25 protein-coding genes and 1 pseudogene are annotated in these 22417 nt (G+C 41.1%); 21 read left to right on the top strand and 5 right to left on the bottom strand.

What is annotated here, in order from left to right; all coding sequences use genetic code 11:
- The first annotated feature begins 182 nt into the window (after positions 1-182).
- The 8 genes from BK139_RS07910 (at position 183) to BK139_RS07875 (ending at position 6587) form a co-directional block, all read left to right on the top strand.
- Positions 183-383 carry a helix-turn-helix transcriptional regulator gene (locus BK139_RS07910; protein ID WP_076257801.1) on the top strand — a complete coding sequence of 67 codons (201 nt, stop codon included), beginning with the start codon at positions 183-185 and terminating at the stop codon, positions 381-383.
- Between the two features lie 2 nt (positions 384-385).
- Positions 386-811, top strand: a complete 426-nt coding sequence (locus BK139_RS07905; protein ID WP_076257800.1) for a hypothetical protein — start codon at positions 386-388, stop codon at positions 809-811.
- Between the two features lie 12 nt (positions 812-823).
- Entirely contained in the window at positions 824-1618 is a 795-nt protein-coding gene (locus tag BK139_RS07900; protein ID WP_076257799.1) for a hypothetical protein, read from the top strand.
- Positions 1619-1880: 262 nt separating this feature from the next.
- Positions 1881-2474, top strand: a complete 594-nt coding sequence (locus BK139_RS07895; RefSeq protein ID WP_076257798.1) for a TetR/AcrR family transcriptional regulator — start codon at positions 1881-1883, stop codon at positions 2472-2474.
- A gap of 2 nt (positions 2475-2476) precedes the next feature.
- The gene (locus tag BK139_RS07890; RefSeq protein ID WP_076257797.1) at positions 2477-3175 is read left to right on the top strand and encodes a GDSL-type esterase/lipase family protein; all 699 of its coding nucleotides are present in this window, start codon (positions 2477-2479) and stop codon (positions 3173-3175) included.
- 43 nt (positions 3176-3218) lie between these two features.
- Complete coding sequence (locus tag BK139_RS07885) at positions 3219-4037, top strand: SDR family NAD(P)-dependent oxidoreductase (protein WP_076257796.1); 819 nt, start codon at positions 3219-3221, stop codon at positions 4035-4037.
- A 115-nt stretch (positions 4038-4152) separates the two neighbouring features.
- Complete coding sequence (locus tag BK139_RS07880; protein WP_076257795.1) at positions 4153-4503, top strand: YciI family protein; 351 nt, start codon at positions 4153-4155, stop codon at positions 4501-4503.
- 392 nt (positions 4504-4895) lie between these two features.
- Entirely contained in the window at positions 4896-6587 is a 1692-nt protein-coding gene (locus BK139_RS07875) for a methyl-accepting chemotaxis protein (protein ID WP_076257794.1), read from the top strand.
- Between the two features lie 136 nt (positions 6588-6723).
- Here the strand turns inward: BK139_RS07875 and BK139_RS07870 are convergent, their stop codons facing one another.
- Complete coding sequence (locus BK139_RS07870) at positions 6724-7494, bottom strand: SGNH/GDSL hydrolase family protein (RefSeq protein WP_076257793.1); 771 nt, start codon at positions 7492-7494, stop codon at positions 6724-6726.
- A gap of 107 nt (positions 7495-7601) precedes the next feature.
- Between BK139_RS07870 and BK139_RS07865 the strand changes: the two genes are divergently transcribed.
- The 8 genes and pseudogenes from BK139_RS07865 (at position 7602) to BK139_RS07830 (ending at position 13383) form a co-directional block, all read left to right on the top strand.
- Positions 7602-8528 (top strand): ABC transporter ATP-binding protein, encoded by a 927-nt coding sequence (locus BK139_RS07865; protein ID WP_076257792.1) that lies wholly within the window; start codon positions 7602-7604, stop codon positions 8526-8528.
- Entirely contained in the window at positions 8521-9519 is a 999-nt protein-coding gene (locus BK139_RS07860; RefSeq protein WP_083675323.1) for an ABC transporter permease, read from the top strand. Before BK139_RS07865 ends, BK139_RS07860 begins: the two co-directional genes overlap by 8 nt.
- Before the next feature lie 35 nt (positions 9520-9554).
- Positions 9555-9986: a cytidine deaminase gene (locus BK139_RS07855; RefSeq protein WP_076257791.1), complete on the top strand. Its 432-nt coding sequence runs from the start codon at positions 9555-9557 to the stop codon at positions 9984-9986.
- 100 nt (positions 9987-10086) lie between these two features.
- Positions 10087-10533: pseudogene (locus BK139_RS23565) on the top strand (GNAT family N-acetyltransferase); the annotation flags it as partial.
- Positions 10534-10539: 6 nt separating this feature from the next.
- Positions 10540-11259, top strand: coding sequence for a nucleotidyltransferase domain-containing protein (locus tag BK139_RS07845; protein WP_076257813.1), 720 nt, complete (start codon positions 10540-10542; stop codon positions 11257-11259).
- Between the two features lie 131 nt (positions 11260-11390).
- A complete protein-coding gene (locus BK139_RS07840; protein WP_083675327.1) occupies positions 11391-11840 on the top strand; it encodes a GNAT family N-acetyltransferase in 450 nt (149 codons plus the stop codon).
- A 110-nt stretch (positions 11841-11950) separates the two neighbouring features.
- Positions 11951-12169, top strand: a complete 219-nt coding sequence (locus BK139_RS07835) for a hypothetical protein (protein WP_076257789.1) — start codon at positions 11951-11953, stop codon at positions 12167-12169.
- A gap of 17 nt (positions 12170-12186) precedes the next feature.
- Complete coding sequence (locus BK139_RS07830; protein WP_083675322.1) at positions 12187-13383, top strand: FAD-dependent monooxygenase; 1197 nt, start codon at positions 12187-12189, stop codon at positions 13381-13383.
- Between the two features lie 157 nt (positions 13384-13540).
- Here the strand turns inward: BK139_RS07830 and BK139_RS07825 are convergent, their stop codons facing one another.
- The 4 genes from BK139_RS07825 to BK139_RS07810 form a co-directional block, all read right to left on the bottom strand.
- Positions 13541-14029: an SRPBCC family protein gene (locus BK139_RS07825; RefSeq protein WP_076257788.1), complete on the bottom strand. Its 489-nt coding sequence runs from the start codon at positions 14027-14029 to the stop codon at positions 13541-13543.
- A gap of 136 nt (positions 14030-14165) precedes the next feature.
- Positions 14166-14984, bottom strand: a complete 819-nt coding sequence (locus BK139_RS07820) for an MBL fold metallo-hydrolase (RefSeq protein WP_076257787.1) — start codon at positions 14982-14984, stop codon at positions 14166-14168.
- Positions 14985-15016: 32 nt separating this feature from the next.
- The gene (locus tag BK139_RS07815) at positions 15017-15655 is read right to left on the bottom strand and encodes a pyridoxamine 5'-phosphate oxidase family protein (protein WP_076257786.1); all 639 of its coding nucleotides are present in this window, start codon (positions 15653-15655) and stop codon (positions 15017-15019) included.
- Positions 15656-15677: 22 nt separating this feature from the next.
- A complete protein-coding gene (locus BK139_RS07810; RefSeq protein ID WP_076257811.1) occupies positions 15678-15863 on the bottom strand; it encodes a hypothetical protein in 186 nt (61 codons plus the stop codon).
- 368 nt (positions 15864-16231) lie between these two features.
- On the opposite strand from BK139_RS07810, the gene BK139_RS07805 reads away from it, so the two are divergent.
- The 5 genes from BK139_RS07805 to fabG all read left to right on the top strand — a co-directional run bounded on the left by BK139_RS07805 (position 16232) and on the right by fabG (position 22404).
- Positions 16232-17779 carry a sigma-54 interaction domain-containing protein gene (locus tag BK139_RS07805; protein ID WP_076257785.1) on the top strand — a complete coding sequence of 516 codons (1548 nt, stop codon included), beginning with the start codon at positions 16232-16234 and terminating at the stop codon, positions 17777-17779.
- 191 nt (positions 17780-17970) lie between these two features.
- Positions 17971-18831, top strand: coding sequence for a beta-keto acid cleavage family enzyme (locus BK139_RS07800; RefSeq protein ID WP_035325753.1), 861 nt, complete (start codon positions 17971-17973; stop codon positions 18829-18831).
- Between the two features lie 29 nt (positions 18832-18860).
- A complete protein-coding gene (locus BK139_RS07795; protein WP_076257784.1) occupies positions 18861-19925 on the top strand; it encodes a ketopantoate reductase family protein in 1065 nt (354 codons plus the stop codon).
- A gap of 147 nt (positions 19926-20072) precedes the next feature.
- Complete coding sequence (locus BK139_RS07790) at positions 20073-21644, top strand: sodium:solute symporter family protein (RefSeq protein ID WP_076257783.1); 1572 nt, start codon at positions 20073-20075, stop codon at positions 21642-21644.
- A gap of 19 nt (positions 21645-21663) precedes the next feature.
- Positions 21664-22404 carry a 3-oxoacyl-ACP reductase FabG gene (gene fabG / locus BK139_RS07785; RefSeq protein ID WP_076257782.1) on the top strand — a complete coding sequence of 247 codons (741 nt, stop codon included), beginning with the start codon at positions 21664-21666 and terminating at the stop codon, positions 22402-22404.
- Positions 22405-22417 lie beyond the last annotated feature (13 nt).

Here is a 22417-nt window from a genome sequence, read left to right as displayed (position 1 = left end):
AACTTTCGAACCGCCGTATACCGAACGGTACGTACGGTGGTGTGAGAGGTCGGGGGTTAATCACCCCCTCCTACTCGATTGCAGGATGTTAACATTTTATGTCAAAATGACAACTAAAGTTTACATTTTGCAAATGATCATTTACGATAAAGAGGAAATAAATAGAAGGAGAGTAAGTAAATATGCTAAAAAATTCTGTGCGCGAATTGCGGGCAAGATACCGTTTAACTCAGCAGGATTTGGCTGAAAAAATTGATGTTTCAAGGCAAACGATCGGTCTAATCGAAAAAGGGGACTACGCCCCGTCCATTACTCTTGCCTTAAAGATGGCAACAGTCTTTCGAGTTCCCGTTGAACAAATTTTTTATCTGGAAAGAGAATAAATATGTTAAAGAAAATTTTTCATTCCCCCATTTTTAATGTGGTACTAATTCTCGGGCTGGGGGTTATCATGCTGGGAAATTATTATTCTGAAGATGTTCCAGCTTGGCTGAATCTTGATCCTCTTGTATTAGGCATCCCTATTCTGGCTTTACTTTCCGCAATCCCCATTTACAATTTAAAAAATCCCAAGGATAAAATTAAACCCACTTTAATGCCTATGGAATTTAAAGAGGAAGACGAAGGGCTTCAATGGATTACGTATAAAGCGACCAGAAAAGTCTATATTTTCTTTGCTTCATCTTTTCCTCTTGCTATCGCTTTAACTGCTTACCTTAACCATATTCCTTACTTCCCTGTCATCCTTTTAACAGGGATGGGGGCAATCCAATACATAATATTTTGGTATGAACATAAAAAGCATGCGTGAGGAGGGGGCATAATGGATAAGCAGATGATAGTTTCACTAGCTGTATTGGCAGTGCTGCTTGAAGTCTTTGCAGTCTATTTATTTATAAGATACAGGCAAGGGAAGATTGACCAGAATCCAATTATTACGATAATCGTGAAAGAATGGAAAATTTTATTTTACGCTTTCTTTCGCTGGGGAAGAAAAAGAGAGGATTGTGAAAATTCATTTCCTCTGTACAAAAACTCAGCTTATTTTTGGCTGTTCATCGCTCTTTTGCACGAACAGGTTATAGAGATGATCGTTTTCCATATTTATCTGAAAAAGGAAGAACCAGCCTATGCGTATGTTATGTCAGCGCTCCATATTTATAGCATTATTTATATGATCGGGGATTATAATTGGGTAAGGAACACACCTATACGTATAAGAGAGAATATGGTTGAAATGAAAATAGGGGCGAGACGGGAAATTTCATTTCATCTACGGGATATAAAGCTAATACAAAAGGCAGAACTTAAATATAGTCAAAATGGCAGAATACTTCATGAGAAAGAAGTATTTCATGCGACTGTTTTTCCTAGAGTCCTGACTAAAATCTTTGGAATCACAGATGAGCTGAAACATGAAATTCTCTTTCATGAACCTATTACATATAAAGGATATTTTGGATTGAAGAAAGAGGTCAGTAAAGTATTGGTTTACATAGATGATTCTGATCGTTTGGCAGATATGCTTGAAGAGAAGAGGAAACATTTCGAAGAGGGAAGGTACATACATAAACAAAGCGGATATAATGATCCATACCGTAGCTCCGCAATTTATTGATTGAGCATAAAAGATAGAGAGTTTGCTATATTCATTGCTAAAGCAGCTGCCAAACTGGCGGCTTTTTCTAATGCACTAAGGAAGGACCACAATTAATGAAAACATTGTCATTGAATATATGGCATTTAACTATGAAAGTTCTTTAGTTAGTGGAAAAATGTAAAATTTGTGAATTTATCAATAAATAGTTCCCTTTAAGTGGAAATATCTATATAATAAATTAGAACGGTCGTTCAATTTGAGGAAGGGGGGGGAGTTAGTCTTGAAAAAAAGGCGTTATAACAGCGAAGAAGCTAAGCGTGACATTATGGAAAAAGCCGCCTTGATTTTTTCTCAAAAAGGATACAATCAAACTTCAGTACTAGACATATCAAAAGCCTCTGGTTACAGCAAAGGACATATTTATTATCATTTTCAAAATAAAGAAAAACTGTTTGTTGCATTGGCGCAAAAAACGATGGAGAATTGGCATGCAAAATGGCTGGCCAAGGAATCAGCTTATGCTACCGCAGCAGAGAAACTCTATGGAATGGCCATGCATGTTCTTTATAATTACCAGACTCCCCTACTAAAAGGAGGACAAGAACTTGCTTCAAATCCTGCTTCAAGTGCAGAGTCTGTAAAAGCATTATATGAGCTGGCGGTTCTTCCTATGGGTGCTTATCGTACCATTATTCAGGAAGGAGTGGACAAGGGAGAATTTGAAGATGGAAATATTGATGACTGGACCCTGCTGGTTGGAACATGGCTCGGAGGGCTGTGTCAATTAACGAACACACAGGAGCTGAGCAAGCTTGAACCTCTCTTTAACGAGGCCATTACCATCTTTTTAGCATCCATTAAGAGGAGGAAATAGACATGAAAATAGCCTTAATTGGTGACAGTCTAACTGAAGGCCGTCCTGGAGTTTCTTTCTATAACCTATTAAAGAAACAGTACCCGGACATAACATTCGTTAATCTTGGCAAACCAGGCGAGACAGTTAAAAGTTTACATGCTCGTCTATTAAAAACAAAATTAGATACGGAATATGATCTTTCTTTCCTTTGGATTGGTGTGAATGATGTGTATTCAAAACTGCTGAGTGTTCAGGCCCAGCCCGCAGCGAAAGATCAGAATGAGTTTTTAGAATATTACGATAAAGTATTAAAGCTGGTACTTGAATCATCGAAACAAGCCGCAGCAGTTACCCCAGCATTAGTTGGTGAAAATATAAATAATGCTCCAAACAATGAACTCAAGGAATTGAATGTTCATATCCAAACTATCACTCGTAAATATGCAAATGTCAGCTTTTTGGATATGCAATCCTTTTTTTTCAGCCGCCTATCAAAAGTGGACACTTCAGATTATATCAGCACAAAAGTAATGAGAGTCATGGCGGATGTCCTCTTTTATAAAAAGCCTTTACGAATAGACAGGCTATCAGAAGAACGCGGTCTGCATTTGACATTAGATGGCATCCACTTAAACAGTGCTGGTGCCCAAATGGCTGCTGATATGTATGCATCTGAAATCAAGCGTATGACAGGCCACAATCAAGACGCAATTCAGTAAAAAGAGAGATTAGAAAGGCGAAATTATAGAGAGGGGGTTGGGTATGGATAAAAAGATTGCGGTAGTAACGGGTGGTGCTTCAGGTATTGGGCAAGCACTTTGCAGAGAATTAGTTCAACAGAAAGTGTTTGTCATTATTTCAGATATTAATGAACAATCGGGGAAAAAATTTGAGGCAGAACTGAATAATGAAAGAATAACCGCCAGGTATGCCTATATAAATGTAAGTGAATATGATCATGTAGAACGGTTACTCACAGAAATACACAATGAATTTGGCCGGATTGATTATCTTTTTAATAATGCGGGCATTGCCATGTATGGTGAGCTCCATGATATGACAATAGAAGACTGGAAAGAAATTATGGACGTTAACTTATGGGGAGTTATTAATGGAACACAAGCAGGGTATAATCTCATGAAAAAACAAGGATTCGGCTATATTGTGAATACAGCATCTGCAGCAGGATTAGGACCTTCTCCTGTATCTTCGGCGTATTCTGCAACGAAACATGCGGTTGTGGGCTTAACCACCTCGGTTCATTATGAAGCGGAAGAGTTCGGCATTCATGTTAGTGCTCTTTGTCCTGCATTTGTTGATACACCTATTTTTGAAGCAGCGAAAGCAATCAATATCAATAAAGCGGTTATCACCCGGCAATTAAAAAAGCAAAAAATGATGACTCCTGAAAAGTTGGCAAAAATTGCTTTAGATGGGGTTCATAGAAATAAACCGATTATCTGTCCAATGCCCATGCGCCGAACAATGGATATTTTTTTCACGCTCTTTCCTCCCGCGCACAAAGGATTGATGAGATTTATTTGTAAAGTTAGCAGGAAAGCTCGTATTCTGAAGGATTGAATACCCTAAAGAAATAAGGACATGCAACGGACAGACATTTTTTATGCTTAAGATCACTATTCTCCAAGCGGGAGGCCTATTAGAGGGTTTGTCTCAAAAAAAGGAGGAAGTAATTATGCTGTTTATGCTGATTGTCAAAGCCTCAAAGAATTCCGAAGCCGGAAAGCTCCCAAGCCCTGAACTCATGGAAGCCATGACGAAGTACAATGAAGAGTTGGTTAAGGCGGGCGTGCGGGTTATGGCTAAAGGACTTCATCCAAGTTCAAATGGAATTCGCATTTCCTATCCGGGACCAGGGGAAAAGCCTGTGGTTACGGAAGGCCCATTTACTGAATCGAAAGAACTGACTGCCGGGTTCATTCTGATTGATGTGAATTCGAGGGAAGAAGCGATCGAGTGGGCCATGCAGATGCCGGATCCTCAAGGACATGGGGAAGGGCAGATTGAATTGCGGCAAGTGTTTTAGGTTTCGGTGCTGTCAGGGGATCCTGAAAATACAATGGAAAATGACAGGGCAAACAGCTCATATGTGGAAAATATTTCTAAGGTGCTAATAGGTAAAAAGTATTGAATAAAATGGTCTCTTTGCTATAATTTAGAAGTTGATGAAAATAAAAGTGATGAAATAGGTCTTTTGGTGTAGACAGAATAGGGACCCTGTTGGCTGATACACGTTAAAACTTATTTAAAACGGAACTTTTAGAATGGGCAGCGCTCCTGCCAGATTCTTAAAACACTTCCTTTTCTTGTATTTCAAGATAAGTGAGTGTTTTTTTTATTGTGGAAGGAAGATGAAACTATATTTTTTTATAGTTCAGTCAGGAAAACATTTTAATTTCATAAAGGAGTAATGTTAAATTGAGGTTCAAATTCAAGTTAGGAACAAAAATCAACTTAATTGTAATTAGCATCGTACTGCTGCTGTCTGTTATTATCGGAGGCGTTGTAGTAAATGAAGTAACCAAGGGGATTAAGGCATTTGCAATTGAAAAAGCTAAGGGTGACCTTAGTTTAAGTGAAAGGTACATACGGAATAAGTTTCCTGGTGAATGGGAAATCCGGAATGGCAAGCTGTATAGAGGAGATCACCTCTTTAATAATGATTTTGAACTTGTTGATGCAATAGGCCAGGATACTGGTGATTCGATTACCATTTTTCAGGGGGATACCCGCATTACAACGAATGTCTTTGTAAACGGTGAGAGAAATATTGGAACCTCTGTTTCGCCTGAAGTGGGTGAAGTTGTACTTAAAAAAGGTGAAAATTATTATGGAGAAGCTCAAGTTACAGGCAATATCTTTCAAACAGCCTACATGCCGCTGAAGAATAAGAGCGGAGAAACAGTTGGAATCTTGTATGTAGGCGCTCCCCAAACCATTATTGATAAAATTCTATCGGACTTCATGACAAAGTTCCTGATCCTTATCTTAATTGTTGCTGCTGTTGCATCTCTAGTTGTCTTCTGGTTTACTAAAAGGCTGCAGAAGCGTCTTTCAACTGTTAAAAGTGCATTAGAACTGGCTGGCAGAGGAGATTTTACTGCAGAAGTAATAGATGATGCGGGTGATGAGCTAACAGATCTTTCAAAAAGTTACAATGAAATGAAGGAGAATTTAATAACCATGATCAGAGAGGTTTTGGGTACTTCCGATCAGGTAGCTGCTTCATCAGAGGAGTTAACTGCAGGGGCAGAACAGACCAGCAAGGCGACTGAACAAATTACGGAAGCCATACAGCAGGTTGCCGGCGGAGCGGAAACTCAGACCCAAAGCATAGAAGAAAGTGCAAAAGCATTAGAAGAAGTAACAAGCGGCATTGCAGCGATTGCGGAGTCTTCTGCAGAAATAGCCGAAAATACTGCTGAAGCAGGGGCCCGTGCAGAAGAAGGCGGCAAATATGTAGAACAAACTTCTCAGCAGATGAACCTGATTCATACTACTGTGATCGAAACCAGCAAGGAAGTCCAGCTATTAAATGAGAGGTCGAAGCAAATTGAGAATATCTCAAAAGTAATTATAGATATTGCCAGCCAGACCAATCTGCTGGCGCTAAATGCTGCAATTGAAGCGGCAAGAGCAGGGGAGCATGGCAAAGGCTTTGCTGTAGTTGCAGACGAGGTAAGAAAGCTGGCTGAACAATCCCAGGAATCATCTTCTCAAATCTCTGAGTTGATCCGGCAAATTCAGAATGATATGAACCAATCCACAGATTCCATGAATTCAGTAAAGCGGGAAGTTGAAAATGGTTTGGGAATAGTCTCCCGAACACAGAAGAGTTTTGAAGTGATATTACGATTCATGATGGATATAGGACTAAAGGTTGATGGCATGGCAGCGACCGCCCAGCAAATGTCTGCCAGCACCCAGGAAATTTCTGCGGCTGTAACAGGAGTGACAGCTATTTCAAGAGAATCTTCCATGCATAGTCAAGGCGTGGCTGCATCAGCTGAAGAACAGCTCGCCTCTATGGAAGAAGTGTCTGCTTCAGCCCATAATTTATCGGAAATGGCTGAGCAGCTTCAAGATACAGTAAGCCGGTTCAAGTTCTAAAGGCTTGCTGGCTTAGGAAAAGAATATCGGATTACAGGCATTAGAAGAAAGCCTTTCATACAGGTCTCAGGCGATCTCTGCGAATGTAAACCCATTTTAGGTGAATCCGCACATCTGCTGCAGATTCACCTTTTGGTTATTCAACGATATTTTTTTCAATGACAAGTGACAGGCTTTCAGCCATCTCCTGATAAGTGACATCATTCGGATGGAAGACATCACTGGAAAGATCGCGTTTGGCATCTGTGACCAGATTGAAGGTATCTGCTATTTGAACTCGGTATTTCAAGCCTAATGTCCGGGCAGATTCATTCCATTTTTGGATGACGGAATCAAATGAATCCCCATTGGGCGATTGCTTAAAAGGATTGTAAAGTCCCATATAGACGATAACGGCATTCGGATTGGTTTCGCGAATGCTTTTGAATGTCTTCTCCAGATTCGGAATTTCGGTGTTCACGATGCCCAGTGCGGTTTCCTCTGAATATTTCTCGAGTATCTTCCCGCTATTAAAAAGGTTATTGCCACCAATGGTGATGGAGATTATTTTGGCTTCTTTAAGAGATCTCTGGACTTCCTTTTGTTCCAGTTGTGTCAGCAAATCCTCAATTCTGGCGCCGCGTACTCCAAGGTTTTGAAAGCGATCAACCATCTTCTTTTCTTTCAGCTCTTTTCCAGTAAGCGAGACAAAACCCTCTCCTTTTGAGGAACCGACACCCCTTGTTAATGAATCTCCAAGGGCGACATAGGCATCGCCAGGTGTGACAGGTTTATCTTCTGTTTTCTCTAAAATTTTTCCTCGGGGCGGGCTGGTAACATCCATATAGGCACTGGCAAGTCCATATCCAAACAGAACTGTCAGGGCAAGGGATAGGGTGAAAAATAACGGCCACATCCATTTCTTCATGTTTTGACCTCTCCTTCTAATTTGATTCTATCAATTTTTTTCTCAAATGGAGTATTCAAAAGAGTTAATGTTCGAAAATTTAGTTAGAATAGAACAGGGGTGATGCTATGAGTGTAAAGCCAACAGTACAATTAGAAAATGTAACGAAAATCATTGGAAAGAAAACGATTATTAATAATATATCATTTGACATTTATCCAGGCGAAGTCTTTGGATTCCTCGGTCCGAATGGCGCCGGGAAAACCACTACGATCCGGATGCTTGTCGGGCTCATTAAGCCAACGTCCGGAAAGATTCACATCTGCGGATTCGATGTGAGAAAGCAATTCGTTCAGGCGATGCAGCGCCTTGGTTCGATCGTCGAAAATCCGGAGCTGTATAAGTATTTAAGCGGCCGTGAAAATCTGCAGATGTTTGCCCGGATGCTGCCGAATGTAGATGATGAACGGATACAGGAGGTCATTGATCTGGTCGATCTGACTGCGCGAATTGATGATCAGGTGCGGACCTATTCTTTAGGGATGCGGCAGCGGCTTGGAATCGCACAGGCATTGCTGGGCCGGCCGGATGTGCTGATACTGGATGAGCCCACGAATGGACTGGACCCGATGGGAATCAAGGATCTTCGCCAATTTATCAGAAAGCTGGTCGATGAAACGGGTCTTTCGGTTCTCGTATCCAGCCATATTTTAAGTGAAATCGAGTTGCTGGCCGATCGCGTGGCTATTATGAGCCATGGAGAAATCGTAAAGGTCGGCAGTGTGAGCGATCTGGTTGGTACACTGTCCGCCGGTGTGGACTGGAGAGTCAGTGATTCTTTCCGTGCGCTTGCTATTTTACAGGAATCCCCGCATGTCCAGGCGGCAGAACTGTACGATGACCATACGATACATACGCTTATGGAGGAAAGCAAAACCTCAATCCTGAATGAAGCCCTAATGAAAGCGGGCATTGAGGTATGGACGATCGAAAGGAAAGTGCAGACCTTGGAGGATCTATTTATCAGTTTGACAGGAGGCGATCATATTGTCTAATCCGAATATGGTTGGCCTGATTCGCAATGAAGTGATGAAGATCGCTTCCAAAAAACGCCTCGCGGTTGTCGGCGTTATATTAGTTATTCTGGTGTCGATGTTTACATATGCCCAATACCGGGAGATACAGGAGAAAATTGAAAAGCAGGGCACTCTGGACTGGCGGGTGGAGCTTCAGCAGGAGATTGTCGACCGGCAAAATCGGCTGGCATCAAGTGGAATTCAGGACGAGTTCAGACAGTTCCTCGAATTTGATCTGAAGCAAAAGCAGTATTATCTGGACAATGATATCAACCCGAACTATCCTGGCGCCCCTACGTTTATCCGCATCTTTTTATCACAGGGAGTCACGCTTGTCCTGCCGTTATTCATTATCATTATCATGGCGGATATTGTGAGCGGGGAATACAATGATGGCACAATCAAAACCTTACTGTCCCGGCCGGTTAAGCGGTGGTGGATCCTGATGGCGAAATGGCTGACGGTGCTGCTGTATACCTCCATGCTGATGGCGGTTACGGTAATCGTCTGTTATGGGGTTTCAGGGATCGTCCTCGGATATGACGGCTGGACCGCACCTATCTTAACCGGGTTTCAAGCTTCTGCATCGGGGGAGTTTTCAACGGAGTACATTCATACCCTGCCGATGTGGGAATACCTGCTGATGTCAGCCGGGCTTGCGTGGGTGGTAACAGCGGTCGTTGGAACGATCAGCCTGATGATCTCCGTCCTGGTGAAAAATACAGCGACGGGAATTGGTGCCATGATGGCTGTGTTAATCGCTGGCACCCTGCTGTCTTCCATCGGCTCAAGCTGGACCAGCTCCAAATATCTAGTGAATCTGAACTTTGATCTGATTAACTACCTGGAAGGACAGGCGCCGCCGATTGAAGGGATGTCCCTGCCGTTTTCACTGACCGTGCTTGGAGTCTGGACGGCAGGCTGCCTGGCTGTGGCGTTTTGGAATTTTACTCAGAAGGATATGTATTAAGATAACGGTGGACTAGTAGATGGGGGAGATCTATTTTGTTAAAAGTAAGACCTTTAGAAGATAAAGACTACGAATTGATAAAAGAAGCAGAAAAAGTGATTGAAAAGAATTACAGGTATGGACGGCATCACATTGGTTCAGCAGTCAGAACAACATCTGGTAATGTATTTTCAGCAGTTCACGTTGAAGCGAATGTTGGGAGAATAACTGTATGTGGTGAAGCAATGGCTATTGGCAAGTCTATATCTGAAGGTGAACACGAATTTGAAACAATAGTAGCAGTGGCCCATCCTCACCCACACGAGGATATAGAGAAATGCTGGGTGGTTGCTCCCTGTGGGATGTGTCGAGAGTTAATTAGTGATTACGGCAAAGAAACGGATGTCATCATTTCTTATAATAGTGAATTGGTAAAGTGTAATGTCATGGAGTTATTACCTGAAAAATATAGAAGCGATATAGAATAAGTTCAATTGAACAAAGGCGTCTTTGAGAACCGGCTGCAGTATAAATATAGGAAGATTTTCTTGGGAGAATTATATTATGAGAGCTTTTTCGGAGGAAGATATGGAAGAGTTTAAAGTGAAGCAATTAAAAAGTTTGGTTAAAATTGATTTAACCCATTTAGTTAGGGGAAGCAAAAATGAGGGTTTTCGGTTTCTTGAAAGATTAGTTAATGATTATAAGAATGGCACTAATAACTTTAATAAGCCTGGGGAATCTTTATATGGTTTATTTAACAAAAAAGGTGTACTGATTGCTATTGGAGGGCTTAATATAGATCCGTTTTCCAATGATGAAAAAGTTGGACGGCTGAGAAGGTTTTATGTTTCTAAGGATTATCGAAGAAATGGTCTAGGAAGACTTTTGTTAAACCAAATCATTAACGATGCAAAACACTTTTTTAAGGTATTAGTACTTCATACAGATACAGAACAAGGAGACAAATTTTATACTTCCTTTGGGTTTTTAAAGGAAAATATTTATCCAAATTCAACACATTATTTAAGTCTATCTTCAATGAGGAAAGTAAAAAAGTTAACCCCGTTCGAAGCAGCACATCAATTTATTAATGAGCATTTTCCGAATTGTCAGGGAGCTCTCTTAGCAGGTAGTGTGGTTCGAGGTGAAGCAACAGAAACTTCTGACCTTGATATTGTTATTTTCGATAATAACCTTCATTCATCCTACAGAGAGTCCTTAATAGCATATGGGTGGGCTATTGAGGTATTTGTACATAACTTAACCACATATAAGGAATTTTTTGAAATGGATTATGAAAGAGCGAGACCTTCAATGCCAAGGATGGTTTCAGAAGGAATTGTCCTAAAAGATGTTGGAATAATTGATTCCATAAAAAAAGAGGCTATGGATATATTAAGTCAAGGTCCAAAAGAATGGTCAGTAGAAACTATAAATACAAAGCGATATTTTATTACGGATGCACTGGATGATTTTATAGGTTGTTCTATTAGAGCAGAGGAAATATTTATAGCTAATACACTTGCAGAATTATTAAGCGAATTCATTTTGAGAACAAACCGTCAATGGATTGGTGCATCTAAATGGGTAATTCGTTCATTGAGAAGTTACGATGAGGAGTTCGCAAATCATTTTGTAGATGCTTTTGATATTTTTTATAAGACTGGTAATAAAAATCAAGTTATACAATTAGTTTATTCTGTCTTGCAACCCTTCGGAGGACGGTTGTTTGATGGGTTTTCTTTGGGGAAAAGCTAATATCATCTTCAACTTAACCAGCTAATAGGGTGCTTATAGTAAAGATCAGCTGCTGAATCAGGCAGGTTTGTTTAAGAAGGTTTTATTAATGAGAATGAAGAATACAATTCATCGTTAGGAGTGATTAGATGTTGAAATATCGTAGAGCAAACCTGAACGATATTGAAAAAATGGTTGAGCTAAGAAAAAAACAATTAGTTGATGAGGGGTTAGAACCAAGTATTGATATTGATGAGGAACTATCCGTTTTCTTTAGAGAAAAGTTAAGTGAGGGCAGGCTTATCCAATGGCTTGTAGAAGATGGTGAACAAATTATAGCTTGTGGTGCAGTAATTTTTTATGATTTCCCACCTAGCTATACCAATAAAACCGGGAAAAAGGCATATATTGCAAATATGTACACTCACGAAAATTACCGAGGTCAAGGCATTGCAAAAAATTTATTATCAAAATTAGTTGAAGAAGTCAAACTATCTGGTATATCAAGAATATGGCTTGGTGCATCTGATATGGGAAGACCTGTATATAAGAAGTTTGGGTTTAAGGAAGCTGACGAATATTTAGAGTTAAGTATTATTTAACAGTCCAGAAGGAAAGCAGGCAATGCACAAATAAGCATTGCTTTTTCTTATTCGATAAAAGGGGCAGGTTTGTTTAAGAAGGATATTGAAATCTTATTGGAGGAATTACATTGAAAGAAACTGCTGTTAATAATGAGTTTGAGAATACGATAGATGCTGTTAATCATCTTACAGAAGCTGATGCTAAAACATTACTGAGATTAATATATGGATTTATAAATACTGCCATGACGGGAAATGGCGGAGATGCAGTGAAGTTAGAGGTTGTAGATAAAGTATCGGATATTTATAAACATATTCCAGAATTAAATAAGTTAAGAAATAAATAAAATAGTAGATTAATTCAATGGTTGGATTATATGTACATGAAAGCGGTGATACGATGAAAGCAATCATCATAGGCGCTGGCATCGGAGGGCTCAGCGCAGCCATTGCCCTTCGCAAAATAGGGATGGAAGTGAAGGTTTTTGAAAGTAAGCATGAAGTGCGTTTCGCAGGTGCCGGGCTCGGAATTGGCGCAAATGCTGTCCGTGCATTGCAGCAGCTTGGTGTGGGAGATCAGGTTGTTCAGGAAGGAAAGGCATTGGATGAACTTCGCATCTTAACACCTGCAGGGAAAATCCTGCAGCGGACGGACACAGCTTTAATCAGCCGCAAGTATGGACTTGATAATGTTGCGATTGAGCGAGGAAAGCTCCTGGAGCTGCTAATGAGCGCTTTAGATCAGAAGCAAATTGTTCATACTGGAAAGACTTGCAGGCGTTTTGAACAAAATGCCTCCGGAGTGAGAGTATGGTTTGAAGACGGTTTAACGGAGGAAGGGGATTTGCTGATCGCCGCGGATGGCATTCACTCCACCATACGTGAAACACTGATGCCGAATGCAAAACCACGGTATTCGGGATACACCTGTTGGAGGGCGGTTGTGCAGGCAGGACCGAACTTGAGGGATTATGATCCAAAAATATTTATAGAAACCTGGGGCCGCGGAGGACGCTTCGGTATCGTACCATTGCCGGACAACCGAATTTATTGGTTTGCCTGCGTTAATGCCAAAGCAAAGGATTCTCAATTAAGAGCCTTTACTGTATCGAACTTGACCAGGATATTTGAAGGCTACCACGAGCCAATCCCCGGCATACTGGCACAAACGTCTGATCACCAATTGCTTCACCATGATATTTATGATCTCCCGCCAATCAGCCGCTTTGTATTTGGGAACATTGTTTTGCTCGGTGATTCAGCTCATGCCATGACGCCCAATCTGGGGCAAGGGGCCGGACAGTCTATTGAAGATGCAATCATCCTCGCAGGTCATTTAAAAAGGAGTCCCACAATTAAAGAGGCATTGGGAAGATATGAACACGAACGAACACGGCGGACCAGTCAAATTACCAGAATGTCAAACAGGATTGGAAGGGTGGCCCAGCTGAATAACGGTGTTTCTGTAGCTCTTCGAGATGCACTATTCCCGCATATTCCGGCCTGGGTTCTGGAAAAACAGATGAAATACCTGTATGAAGTGAGGTTTGATGGGTTGTAGTAAGGATTTTAATAAAGTTTTTACGCAGAAAAGGGAGCGAATTCTTGTCAGGCAGCTCCCTTTTGCTTTTTTACGTCATTTGAGTTGCCATAATCACTTTTATTTTGGTGGATTATTTAAAAAAAGAGGACTATTAAATTTCTCTTTACTAATTGGATTAAGGCTGGCAGCATAAGTTGCCTTTGCCCTTTTCCAGAGCGGATTTTAAACTATCCAGCACACCTGCCCAAGCCATTTCGTGCCATTTAATAGCTTCAGCCCATTCTTCATGATCTTTAAATCCACTGTGTGTCACCATCACGTTGGTTGCAGTTTCATTGATTGGCTTGAAGCTCACACTTACAATGGTTAATTCGTCTTCATTGTTCATGATGGACTCGAACTGGTCTGGGCCTTTCCAGGTAAAGTGAAGCTCTTCTTCGTTCTTCAGCTTTGTGACTTTACAGCCCCTGGTATTCATTCCCGTTTTATTTCCGGGTACGAAGTAAAGTTCATATTTCCCGCCTTCCCTGGCTTCAATGGCTGCTTCAGGTGCAAACCACTCAGACACTCTTTCGGAAATCGTCCAGGCATACCAAACGAATTCCACTGGTGAATGAATGGCAGCTTCTTTGATAATCGTTTTACCATTAGTGGTGATAGACAAATGAATCCACTCCTTATGTAAATTATTACATTTTAATTGTATCATTATTAAGAAAATTGGGAAATAAAACCATGTAAAAACAGGCAAAGGAGATAGAGACAGTGAATCATAGAAACTCGCTCCATGACGAGTCTGCTTACCGTGAGCTGCACTCCTCCAATATCGATGTGACGATGTGCCTGGAATCCCACTCGCCGCGTGAAAATTTCACGATGGGGTATCTTTTTGGAAACAGCTTCTGACAGATCGCGTCAGCGGAATTCCCTTCTTTATACAGTGAGGATACTTCATCCTGGATGGACAGCAAATAGTCCCGTTTTCGCTGAAGGGCTGCTCGTCCATTTTCTACAAAGCCTGCGTGGCTGCAGAATACATCTTCAAAGTCATAGGTTAGAACGCGTTCAAGGGAGCGGATAATTTCCGGAATGCTTTCTTCTGCTAAAGCCACCTTGGTCTTCTCACTGACAAATAAATCCCCCGTAAACAGCTGGCCGGTTTCCCGGTTTAAAAAGGCTTTATGATCGAAAGCATGTCCGGGAGTGTCGATGACATCCCAGTGCGCTTTTCGGGAGGAAAAGGAATCCGGAATCGCCTGGGCGCGAAACGGCTTCCTTTTGCCCCAAAAAAGCTTTCTGTATAAAGGGTAATCAGCCCTTTTTTCACAGGAAGGAATGGATGTTTCGTTTAAATAGATAGGGAGTTTCTTCGTTTTTTCAGCATATGCCGCACAGCCGGAATGGTCTTCATGAAAATGGGTAATCATGATCTGGTCAAAGTCTGATTCATCAATGAACGGTTCAAAGAATTTATGGAGAGACTGTGCCCCGGTGTCAATTAAGACTCCATCCGTTAAATAGCTGTGCACGTTTAAGGAAACACCCTGAAACTTTATTTGGCCATTCAGATAGGAAACGCCGTTTTTCTTTCCCTCAGATGCTTTCTTTTTAACCAGCAAACCTGTTCAGCTCCTTTTTTCGCGCCGTATATTTAATACAATCTGTTTTTATAACTTTCCTGAAGATCCTTCGCCACTTGTTCAGCGGTTTGATTCGGCAGGTTTGTATGGGCTGCCAGCATAGCAGGGGCGGAAGGAAGGGCTTCTTTCGCAGGCCAGGACTCCCCGTTCCATAATCCCGATCGGATCAATGCCTTTGCACAATGGATAAAGCATTCCTCTGCTTCTACTAAAATGCCAAATAAAGGAGTGCGGCCATTGGCTATACTCATTTCTAAGAGCTCCGGGTCACGGCATATGTAAGCTTTACCATTAATTCTTAGTGTTTCTCCAAGTCCTGGTATGAGAAAAAGAAGACCAATGTTGGGGTTTTCGATAAGATTATGAGCGGTATCCATTCTTCGATTCCCCGGCCGTTCCGGAATAAATAGATGCTGCTCATCAAGAACTGTCACAAACCCGGGGGCATCCCCCCTTGGCGAAACATCACATTTCCCGGCTGCATTTGAAGTGGACATCGTTAAAAAAGGCGACTTGGAAATAAAATCAATGCAGTGCTCATCGATGAAAGTGATGACTTTGCCGGCGGCACGTGCACTCGGCTTGCCGATTTCCTCCCGAAAAGACGCAAATTCTTCTTTTGTGGTTATGATATTTTTAAATGTATTCATATTTATCTCCTTTTCATCTAAGCTATTTTTCTATCTTCGCTGATGTCCTTACAAGCCGGAACACAACATAATAGATTCCGCTAAGTCCGGCTATCCCCAGCACGGTTAGGAAAGGCATTTTTCCGGCAAATAGGATTCCAATCACAAATAGCGCAAGGCAAATGAGGATGGCAAATAGGCTTAGTAATATTCGTTTACTCTTACTCAACATTTTCACCGCTTTCTTTTTAAAGTGGGGCAAATACTTAAATGGAGGTAGTGGGATGGACTTTGCTACGGATGTATTCTGGCTGTTTTTCGTTATTCTATGTATGTGTGTCGTCCTATTTATTGTTTTTAGACAGGATCATAAAGCTGGATCATGAGATTCTAGATTGGCTTAGAGAATCTAAGTAATATGTTAACATAAATATCCAATTACAGGGTGTTTTGGTAAAGGAATCTTCATATAGGCTATCCCGTATCAAATTGTAGTCATTTCGTCCTTGAAAATAACTCTTCTAAAATTCTATAATTATGTACAACTTGTTTAAATATTCAAATAAGATCAGAAAACGGGGGGGGCGTGAGGATGTTATGACAAAAGAAAAACTATTTTCTTCGCAGGAATTTTTAAAAAATTTGTTAGAGACAATTAAAAATTCGCCACTCCATTCTCTGGATAAGAGAGAGACGGAAACAGGGCTGCTCAACATTTTTAAAGAAATCAAAGAGTTAAATGAAGGCGATTATAAACAGGTTTGTGATGAACTTTATGATGGAATTTATATCTCAGACGGAGAAGGAAAGACGTTATATGTGAATAAGGCCTACAGCCGAATAACCGGCCTGGCTCCTGATCTTGTCCTGAATAAGTACGTGGGAGATCTGATGAAGGAAGGTTTATATAAGAACGCCATCACCCCTGAAATTATTAGAACCAAAAAACCAATTAATGCGGTAGCCGAAATCCGGACAGGGGTCAAAGTGCTGACATCAGGTAATCCCATTTTTGATCAGAAAGGCAATATCAAAAAGGTCGTAGTAATCAATCGGGATATGTCGGATTTACTGGAAATGCAAGAAAAATTAGCAGCTTCAGAGAAGCGTATGCAAGAGGTTGAAAAGGATAAGCTGAAGAATCAATATGAAATTGAACATCTCAGAAAATTACAGACATCCAAAAGTTTAATTGGAGAAAGCCAGGAGATGAAACCTGTTATTCAGATGATTCACCAGGTGGCCAATTTGGATGTAACGGTCCTCATAACTGGAGAAACAGGAGTTGGAAAGGAAGTTGTCGCCAATGAAATTTATATGAATAGTGAGAGGCATGGCAAGCCTTTTATAAAAATCAATTGTGCTGCCATTCCTGCAAGTCTCCTGGAGTCGGAGCTGTTTGGCTATGAAAGCGGCTCTTTTACCGGTGCATCCAGTAAAGGGAAAATCGGCATGTTTGAATTGGCTGATAAAGGCACTTTGCTGCTGGATGAAATTGGAGAGATGCCGATTGAGCTGCAGTCGAAGCTGCTAAGGATTATTCAGGAAAAAGAGGTTACACGTATAGGCGGGACAAAGCCGATTAAATTCAATGTCCGGATCCTGGCGTCAACCAATTGCGATTTATACGATCTTGTAAAAGAAGGGAAATTTAGAGAAGACCTGTATTTTCGGTTAAATGTATTTCCGATTCATATTCCGCCGCTTCGGATACGATCAGAAGACATTGAGATATTAGTCAGACATTATTTAGACATTTATAATGCAAAATATAGTAAAGAAGTGCAATTAGAAAAGGAAGTATTCGAAGTATTTAAAGGGTATAACTGGCCTGGAAACATAAGAGAGCTGCAAAATGTGGTAGAACGAATGGTGATCGTTTCGGAAAAATTCAAGAGGTTTAGTGCTGACCATGCAATGAAGTTATTAAATATTGAGCTGGATGGTGCAAAATCATTAAATGAAGGACTCAGTTTAAAGAAAATAGTGGAAAACGTCGAGAAAGAGACCATTGAAAAGGCAATAAAACTTTATGGAAGTACAAGAAAAGCAGCCGCTATTTTAGAAGTTGATCAATCTACTATCGTAAAAAAGGCTAAAAGGCTGGGTATTAGCTTAAGTGATGCAAAATCGAATCGGTACTGATGAATTATTTCATCAAAACAAATGCCTGATAAGACGACTAAATAGTCAGATTATTTAAAAACCGATGAATTTTATCATCGGTTTTTTTATCTTTATTAGAGAAAAGGCTGTATTAACGCCTTTTTACTTTTGGCACAGAAATTGCATCAATAGAAAAAGAAGAATTTATTCTGCAGAAAGAGGGATCAACAATGGAAAAATTAATAATTACAGTAGCCCCAACAGGAGCACAAACAACACGGGAACATACGCCTTATGTGCCATTATCACCAAAAGAGATTGCCGATTCTGTTTATGAGTCATGGAAAGAGGGGGCGGCTATCGCCCATATTCATGTAAGGGATCATAGGGGAGAAAATACACTAAATCTGGATACGTATAAAGAAGTTATTGACCGCGTCCAGGATAAATGCGATATTATCTTAAATTTAACAACAGCAGGGGGAATCGGAAATAATGATGAAGACCGGCTAAAGGTGTGTGAATTAAACCCAGAAATGGCGACTTTTGATGCAGGGACCATGAACTTTGGCTCAGGTGTCTTTCACAATACGCCTGAGTTCCTGGAAAGATTGGCGGCAGTTACGAAAGAACGGCAAATCAAGCCGGAGATTGAGATCTTTGATGTAGGCATGATTCACAATACGTTAAGAATTGCTAAAAAGGGATTGATTGATGATCCATTCCATTTTCAATTCGTACTGGGTGTTCATGGAGGAATGCCGGCAACACCTAAAAACCTGATGTTTTTAATAGATAGCATTCCGGAAGGTTCTACATGGTCGGCAATTGGTGCAAGTAAAGATCAGTTAACCATCAATACGATGAGTATTCTATTAGGCGGACATGTTCGGGTAGGAATGGAGGATAGTGTCTATTTTCGAAGAGGTGAATTAGCTGAAACGAATGCTCAATTCGTGAATCGAATAGCAAACCTGGCTCAAACATTGGGAAGAGAGGTTGCCACTCCAGCTGAGGCCAGAAAAATCTTAGGGATTGATAAGCTGAATAGAGGCAGTCTGGTTACATCACTGAAAGGTGTTCAAAACTAGATTAAGTAACAAGAATAGGGGGATTTAACATGAATATTGCGATTATGGGTGCAGGCTCTTTAGGAACAATCATTGGAGCACTAATGGCGGAAGGGGGAGAAAAAGTAGATTTAATCGATATTAATGAAAGTCATGTAAATAGGCTGAATCAATCCGGTGCAAAGCTTTCAGGTTTTATAAATAAGACGGTTCCTGTCAATGCCTTGACACCAGATCAAATTAGCAGCTCATATGATTTAGTATTTCTATTAACCAAGCAGGTATTTACCTATGAATCTCTTCATCAATTACTTCCATATCTGCACGAAAACAGCATCGTCTGTACGCTTCAGAACGGAATTCCCGAAGAGTATGTTGCTTCCATAGTTGGCGGCAGCAGGACGATTGGCGGGGCGGTTGGCTTTGGCGCAACATGGAAAGGCCCGGGTGAGTCTGAACTGACTACTGAATGGGAGACTGTAAAGAAATATGCATTTGAGATAGGGGAAACGGACGGAAGGATCACACCCCGCTTATCAGATGTAAAAGCGGTATTGGAACATGTCGGCTATTGCAAAATCACGTCCAATATTAGCGGAATTAAGTGGACAAAGTTATTAATGAATACGACATTCAGCGGAATGTCTGCGGCACTCGGCTGTACGTTCGGCGAAGTTCTGTCGAATAAAGAAGCAATGACCAGCCTGGCTTATATTGCGGATGAAACCATTAAAGTGGCACATGCGCAAGGGATTCACTTAACCAATATGCAGGGAAAAGACATGGAATTCCTGGAACTGAAGGAAGGTCAAAAGGTTAGTGAGAAAATGGACTTTTACCATGAGGTTTGGTCTCCACACCGAAATCTTAAAGCGAGTATGCTGCAGGATTTAGTGCGGAAAGTGAAGACTGAGATTGACTTTATTAATGGCCATGTTTCGGAAAAAGGGAAAGCTCTCGGCATTCCTACTCCTTATAACGATTTAGTTGTGGAGCTGGTATCGGATGCTGAAAATAGGAAAGCAGTTCCGGTTTTTTCTGACAATTTACCTTTTTTCGAATCTTTAAACGAGGAAATGAAAAATAAACCAAGTGAACTTGTAAAGGAGAGATAATCCATGGCTATAGCATTGTTGATTTGGGGTGCCACAATCGCTTTTTCATTGATATGCGGTACAATTCTGTGTTATAAAGTCGAAAAGTCAAAAGTGAAGCGCTGGGGATATTCCGGAAAACTATTTAAATAGGAGGTGGTGACAGGAATGTGGTATATCGCTGTATTTTCATTTTATTTACTATTTATCGTGTGGACGTGTCTGAAGAGCTTGAAGAATGTTGAATCCATGTCAGACTTTACAACTGGCGGACACCGGATGGGCTTATTTATTGGGGTTGGTACGTCTGTTGCCACATGGGTCAGTGTTGCCTCTGTCATGGGTGTTCCGGGTTATTTATATAGTTCGGGAGTGGCAGCCATCATAGGATGGGTTGCGGGATGGTTTTTTGGTACCGCTTTAATTCCGATTGTTGCATATAAAGTCAGGAGACCGGAATCGCCGGCAAAAACTTTCCCTGAATTTATTCATCTCCGATATGAACCATTAAAAAAGAACAGCCAATTACGGACGCTGGTTGCGGCACTTATGCTTGTTGGATATTTTGTTTTTACTCATCTGCAAGTAGTCGGGTTTGGAATTGTTTTTTCAACTATAACAGGTATGAAATATGAAATAGCTATTTTTGCTTTTCTTGTTTTCCTTCTTTTTACAAGCATAGGAGGCTTCTGGTCAGTAGCTGTTACAGATACCGTGAACACCATTTTAATCATTTTAGGTGTAGTTCTGGGGGCTGTCGCTGTATTGGCTGCAGCAGGGGGATTCTCTAATATTTATGATACTCTGGCGGCTACAACTGCACCAACCGTTGTGGGAGGAGAAAGTCTATCAAAGGGTGTTTTATTATCTCCAGTCGGAACCTTTGGCTTAGGTGCGCTCTTCTCTATTTTCATATCCAATTCACTTGGGGCAGCCGTTTCCCCTCACTGGGTAGCCAGAATGCTGGCGCCTAAAAGCATTAAAGTAGCCATCATGCAGATGATGATCTCAGTCGTATTGCTAATCGCCATTTTCGTTCCGTTAATCATTATTGGTCTTGGTGCGAAAACATTGATTCCCAGCCTTCCGGCAGGACAAACCACTGATTATATTATGCCGCTGGTGATCACGGAATATGCGCATCCTTTAGTGGGAGCACTTACTTTAGTCGCTTTATGTGCTGCAGCCGTATCGACAGCCAATTCCATGCTGCTGCATTGCGGGACATCGCTGTATTATGATATCTACAAAAATATATTCACATCAAAAACTACTGAGGAAAATTCGAAAAAGCATTTAAGATATACCGTTCTGGCACTTGGTGTCTTAGCAGTGGTGAGTGCCATTAAACCGCCTGTGCTGCTGGCTATGGGATTCACGTATGTGTACGGAGGATTCGGCGCCGCTTTCTTCTTTGTCGTCTATTTAGGTTTATATTGGAAGAAAATGAACAGCGCGGGTGCATATGCCAACATTATTGTTGGTACGCTCGTATATATCATTGCGAAGGTATTGGGAGCAACTAATCCATTTATCATTGCTCTGGCAGCTGCCTTTGTAAGCGTTTTAATTGCTGTTAAAATTGGCAAGAAAGCACCGCTTGAAGCCTATGAACCTTATTTTGAAAACGAAATAAGCAGCTCAACCAAAAAGGTTATCTCAACTATTCAGGATGATTATGCTCCGGAAGAAAATGAGCAAAAGGCTGTTTCTGGGTCGAAAAAGGCAGTTGAGGGATAAAGAGGAGATGGACTTAAAAATGAAATTATTAGGCAAGGTTGCTGTCATTACCGGTGCTGGGCAAGGCATCGGTGCAGCCACAGCTAAGAAATTTGCAGAAGAAGGAGCAAAATTAGTCTTAGCTGATTTAAATGAGCAAAATCTATTGGATAGGGCAGAGGAAATTAGAAAAGCCGATGGAGAAGCCATCTATGTTGTATGCAATGTGGCAGACCGGAATGAAGTCAGTCAATTATTTGAAGAAACGTTAGTTCAGTACGGACGTGTAGATATTGTCATAAACAATGCCGGTATTGTTCAGGATGCACAGCTGACAAATATGACAGAATCCCAGTGGGATCAGGTCATTGATGTAAATCTAAAGGGTGTTTTCAATGTCGGCCAGAATGCAGCAAAAATAATGAAAGATCAGGGAGAAGGAGTCATTCTTAATGCCTCTTCTGTTGTAGGGATATACGGCAACTTTGGCCAGTCCAATTATGCCGCAGCGAAATGGGGAGTAAACGGTATGACTAAAACCTGGGCAAAGGAACTGGGGAAATACGGAATTCGAGTCAATGCCATTGCTCCTGGATTTATTGAGACGGACATGACCAGAGCTCTGCCTGATAAGGTAAAAGACATCATGAAAGCAAAATCACCCTTGAATCAAATGGGCAGACCGGAAGACATCGCAAACGGCTATGCCTTCCTGGCCTCAGACGAAGCGCGCTTTATTACTGGAGCCATTTTGAGTATAGATGGAGGGCTTGTAATCTGAATTGGTGACAGGC

Origin of the sequence: Paenibacillus sp. FSL R5-0490, assembly GCF_001956215.1 — a bacterium.
Lineage (GTDB): Bacteria > Bacillota > Bacilli > Bacillales > Cytobacillaceae > Cytobacillus.
This window is presented reverse-complemented; position numbering and strand designations above follow the sequence as displayed.

Bases quoted from the DNA above. Each gene is read 5' to 3' on its own strand.
- BK139_RS07910 (WP_076257801.1), top strand. From the start codon at position 183: ATGCTAAAAAATTCTGTGCGCGAATTGCGGGCAAGATACCGTTTAACT.
- BK139_RS07880 (WP_076257795.1), top strand. From the start codon at position 4,153: ATGCTGTTTATGCTGATTGTCAAAGCCTCAAAGAATTCCGAAGCCGGA.
- BK139_RS07890 (WP_076257797.1), top strand. From the start codon at position 2,477: ATGAAAATAGCCTTAATTGGTGACAGTCTAACTGAAGGCCGTCCTGGA.
- BK139_RS07790 (WP_076257783.1), top strand. From the start codon at position 20,073: ATGTGGTATATCGCTGTATTTTCATTTTATTTACTATTTATCGTGTGG.
- BK139_RS07870 (WP_076257793.1), bottom strand. From the start codon at position 7,494: ATGAAGAAATGGATGTGGCCGTTATTTTTCACCCTATCCCTTGCCCTG.
- fabG (WP_076257782.1), top strand. From the start codon at position 21,664: ATGAAATTATTAGGCAAGGTTGCTGTCATTACCGGTGCTGGGCAAGGC.
- BK139_RS07900 (WP_076257799.1), top strand. From the start codon at position 824: ATGGATAAGCAGATGATAGTTTCACTAGCTGTATTGGCAGTGCTGCTT.
- BK139_RS07865 (WP_076257792.1), top strand. From the start codon at position 7,602: ATGAGTGTAAAGCCAACAGTACAATTAGAAAATGTAACGAAAATCATT.
- BK139_RS07905 (WP_076257800.1), top strand. From the start codon at position 386: ATGTTAAAGAAAATTTTTCATTCCCCCATTTTTAATGTGGTACTAATT.
- BK139_RS07805 (WP_076257785.1), top strand. From the start codon at position 16,232: ATGACAAAAGAAAAACTATTTTCTTCGCAGGAATTTTTAAAAAATTTG.
- BK139_RS07815 (WP_076257786.1), bottom strand. From the start codon at position 15,655: ATGAATACATTTAAAAATATCATAACCACAAAAGAAGAATTTGCGTCT.
- BK139_RS07885 (WP_076257796.1), top strand. From the start codon at position 3,219: ATGGATAAAAAGATTGCGGTAGTAACGGGTGGTGCTTCAGGTATTGGG.
- BK139_RS07800 (WP_035325753.1), top strand. From the start codon at position 17,971: ATGGAAAAATTAATAATTACAGTAGCCCCAACAGGAGCACAAACAACA.
- BK139_RS07845 (WP_076257813.1), top strand. From the start codon at position 10,540: ATGAGGAAAGTAAAAAAGTTAACCCCGTTCGAAGCAGCACATCAATTT.
- BK139_RS07795 (WP_076257784.1), top strand. From the start codon at position 18,861: ATGAATATTGCGATTATGGGTGCAGGCTCTTTAGGAACAATCATTGGA.
- BK139_RS07830 (WP_083675322.1), top strand. From the start codon at position 12,187: ATGGTTGGATTATATGTACATGAAAGCGGTGATACGATGAAAGCAATC.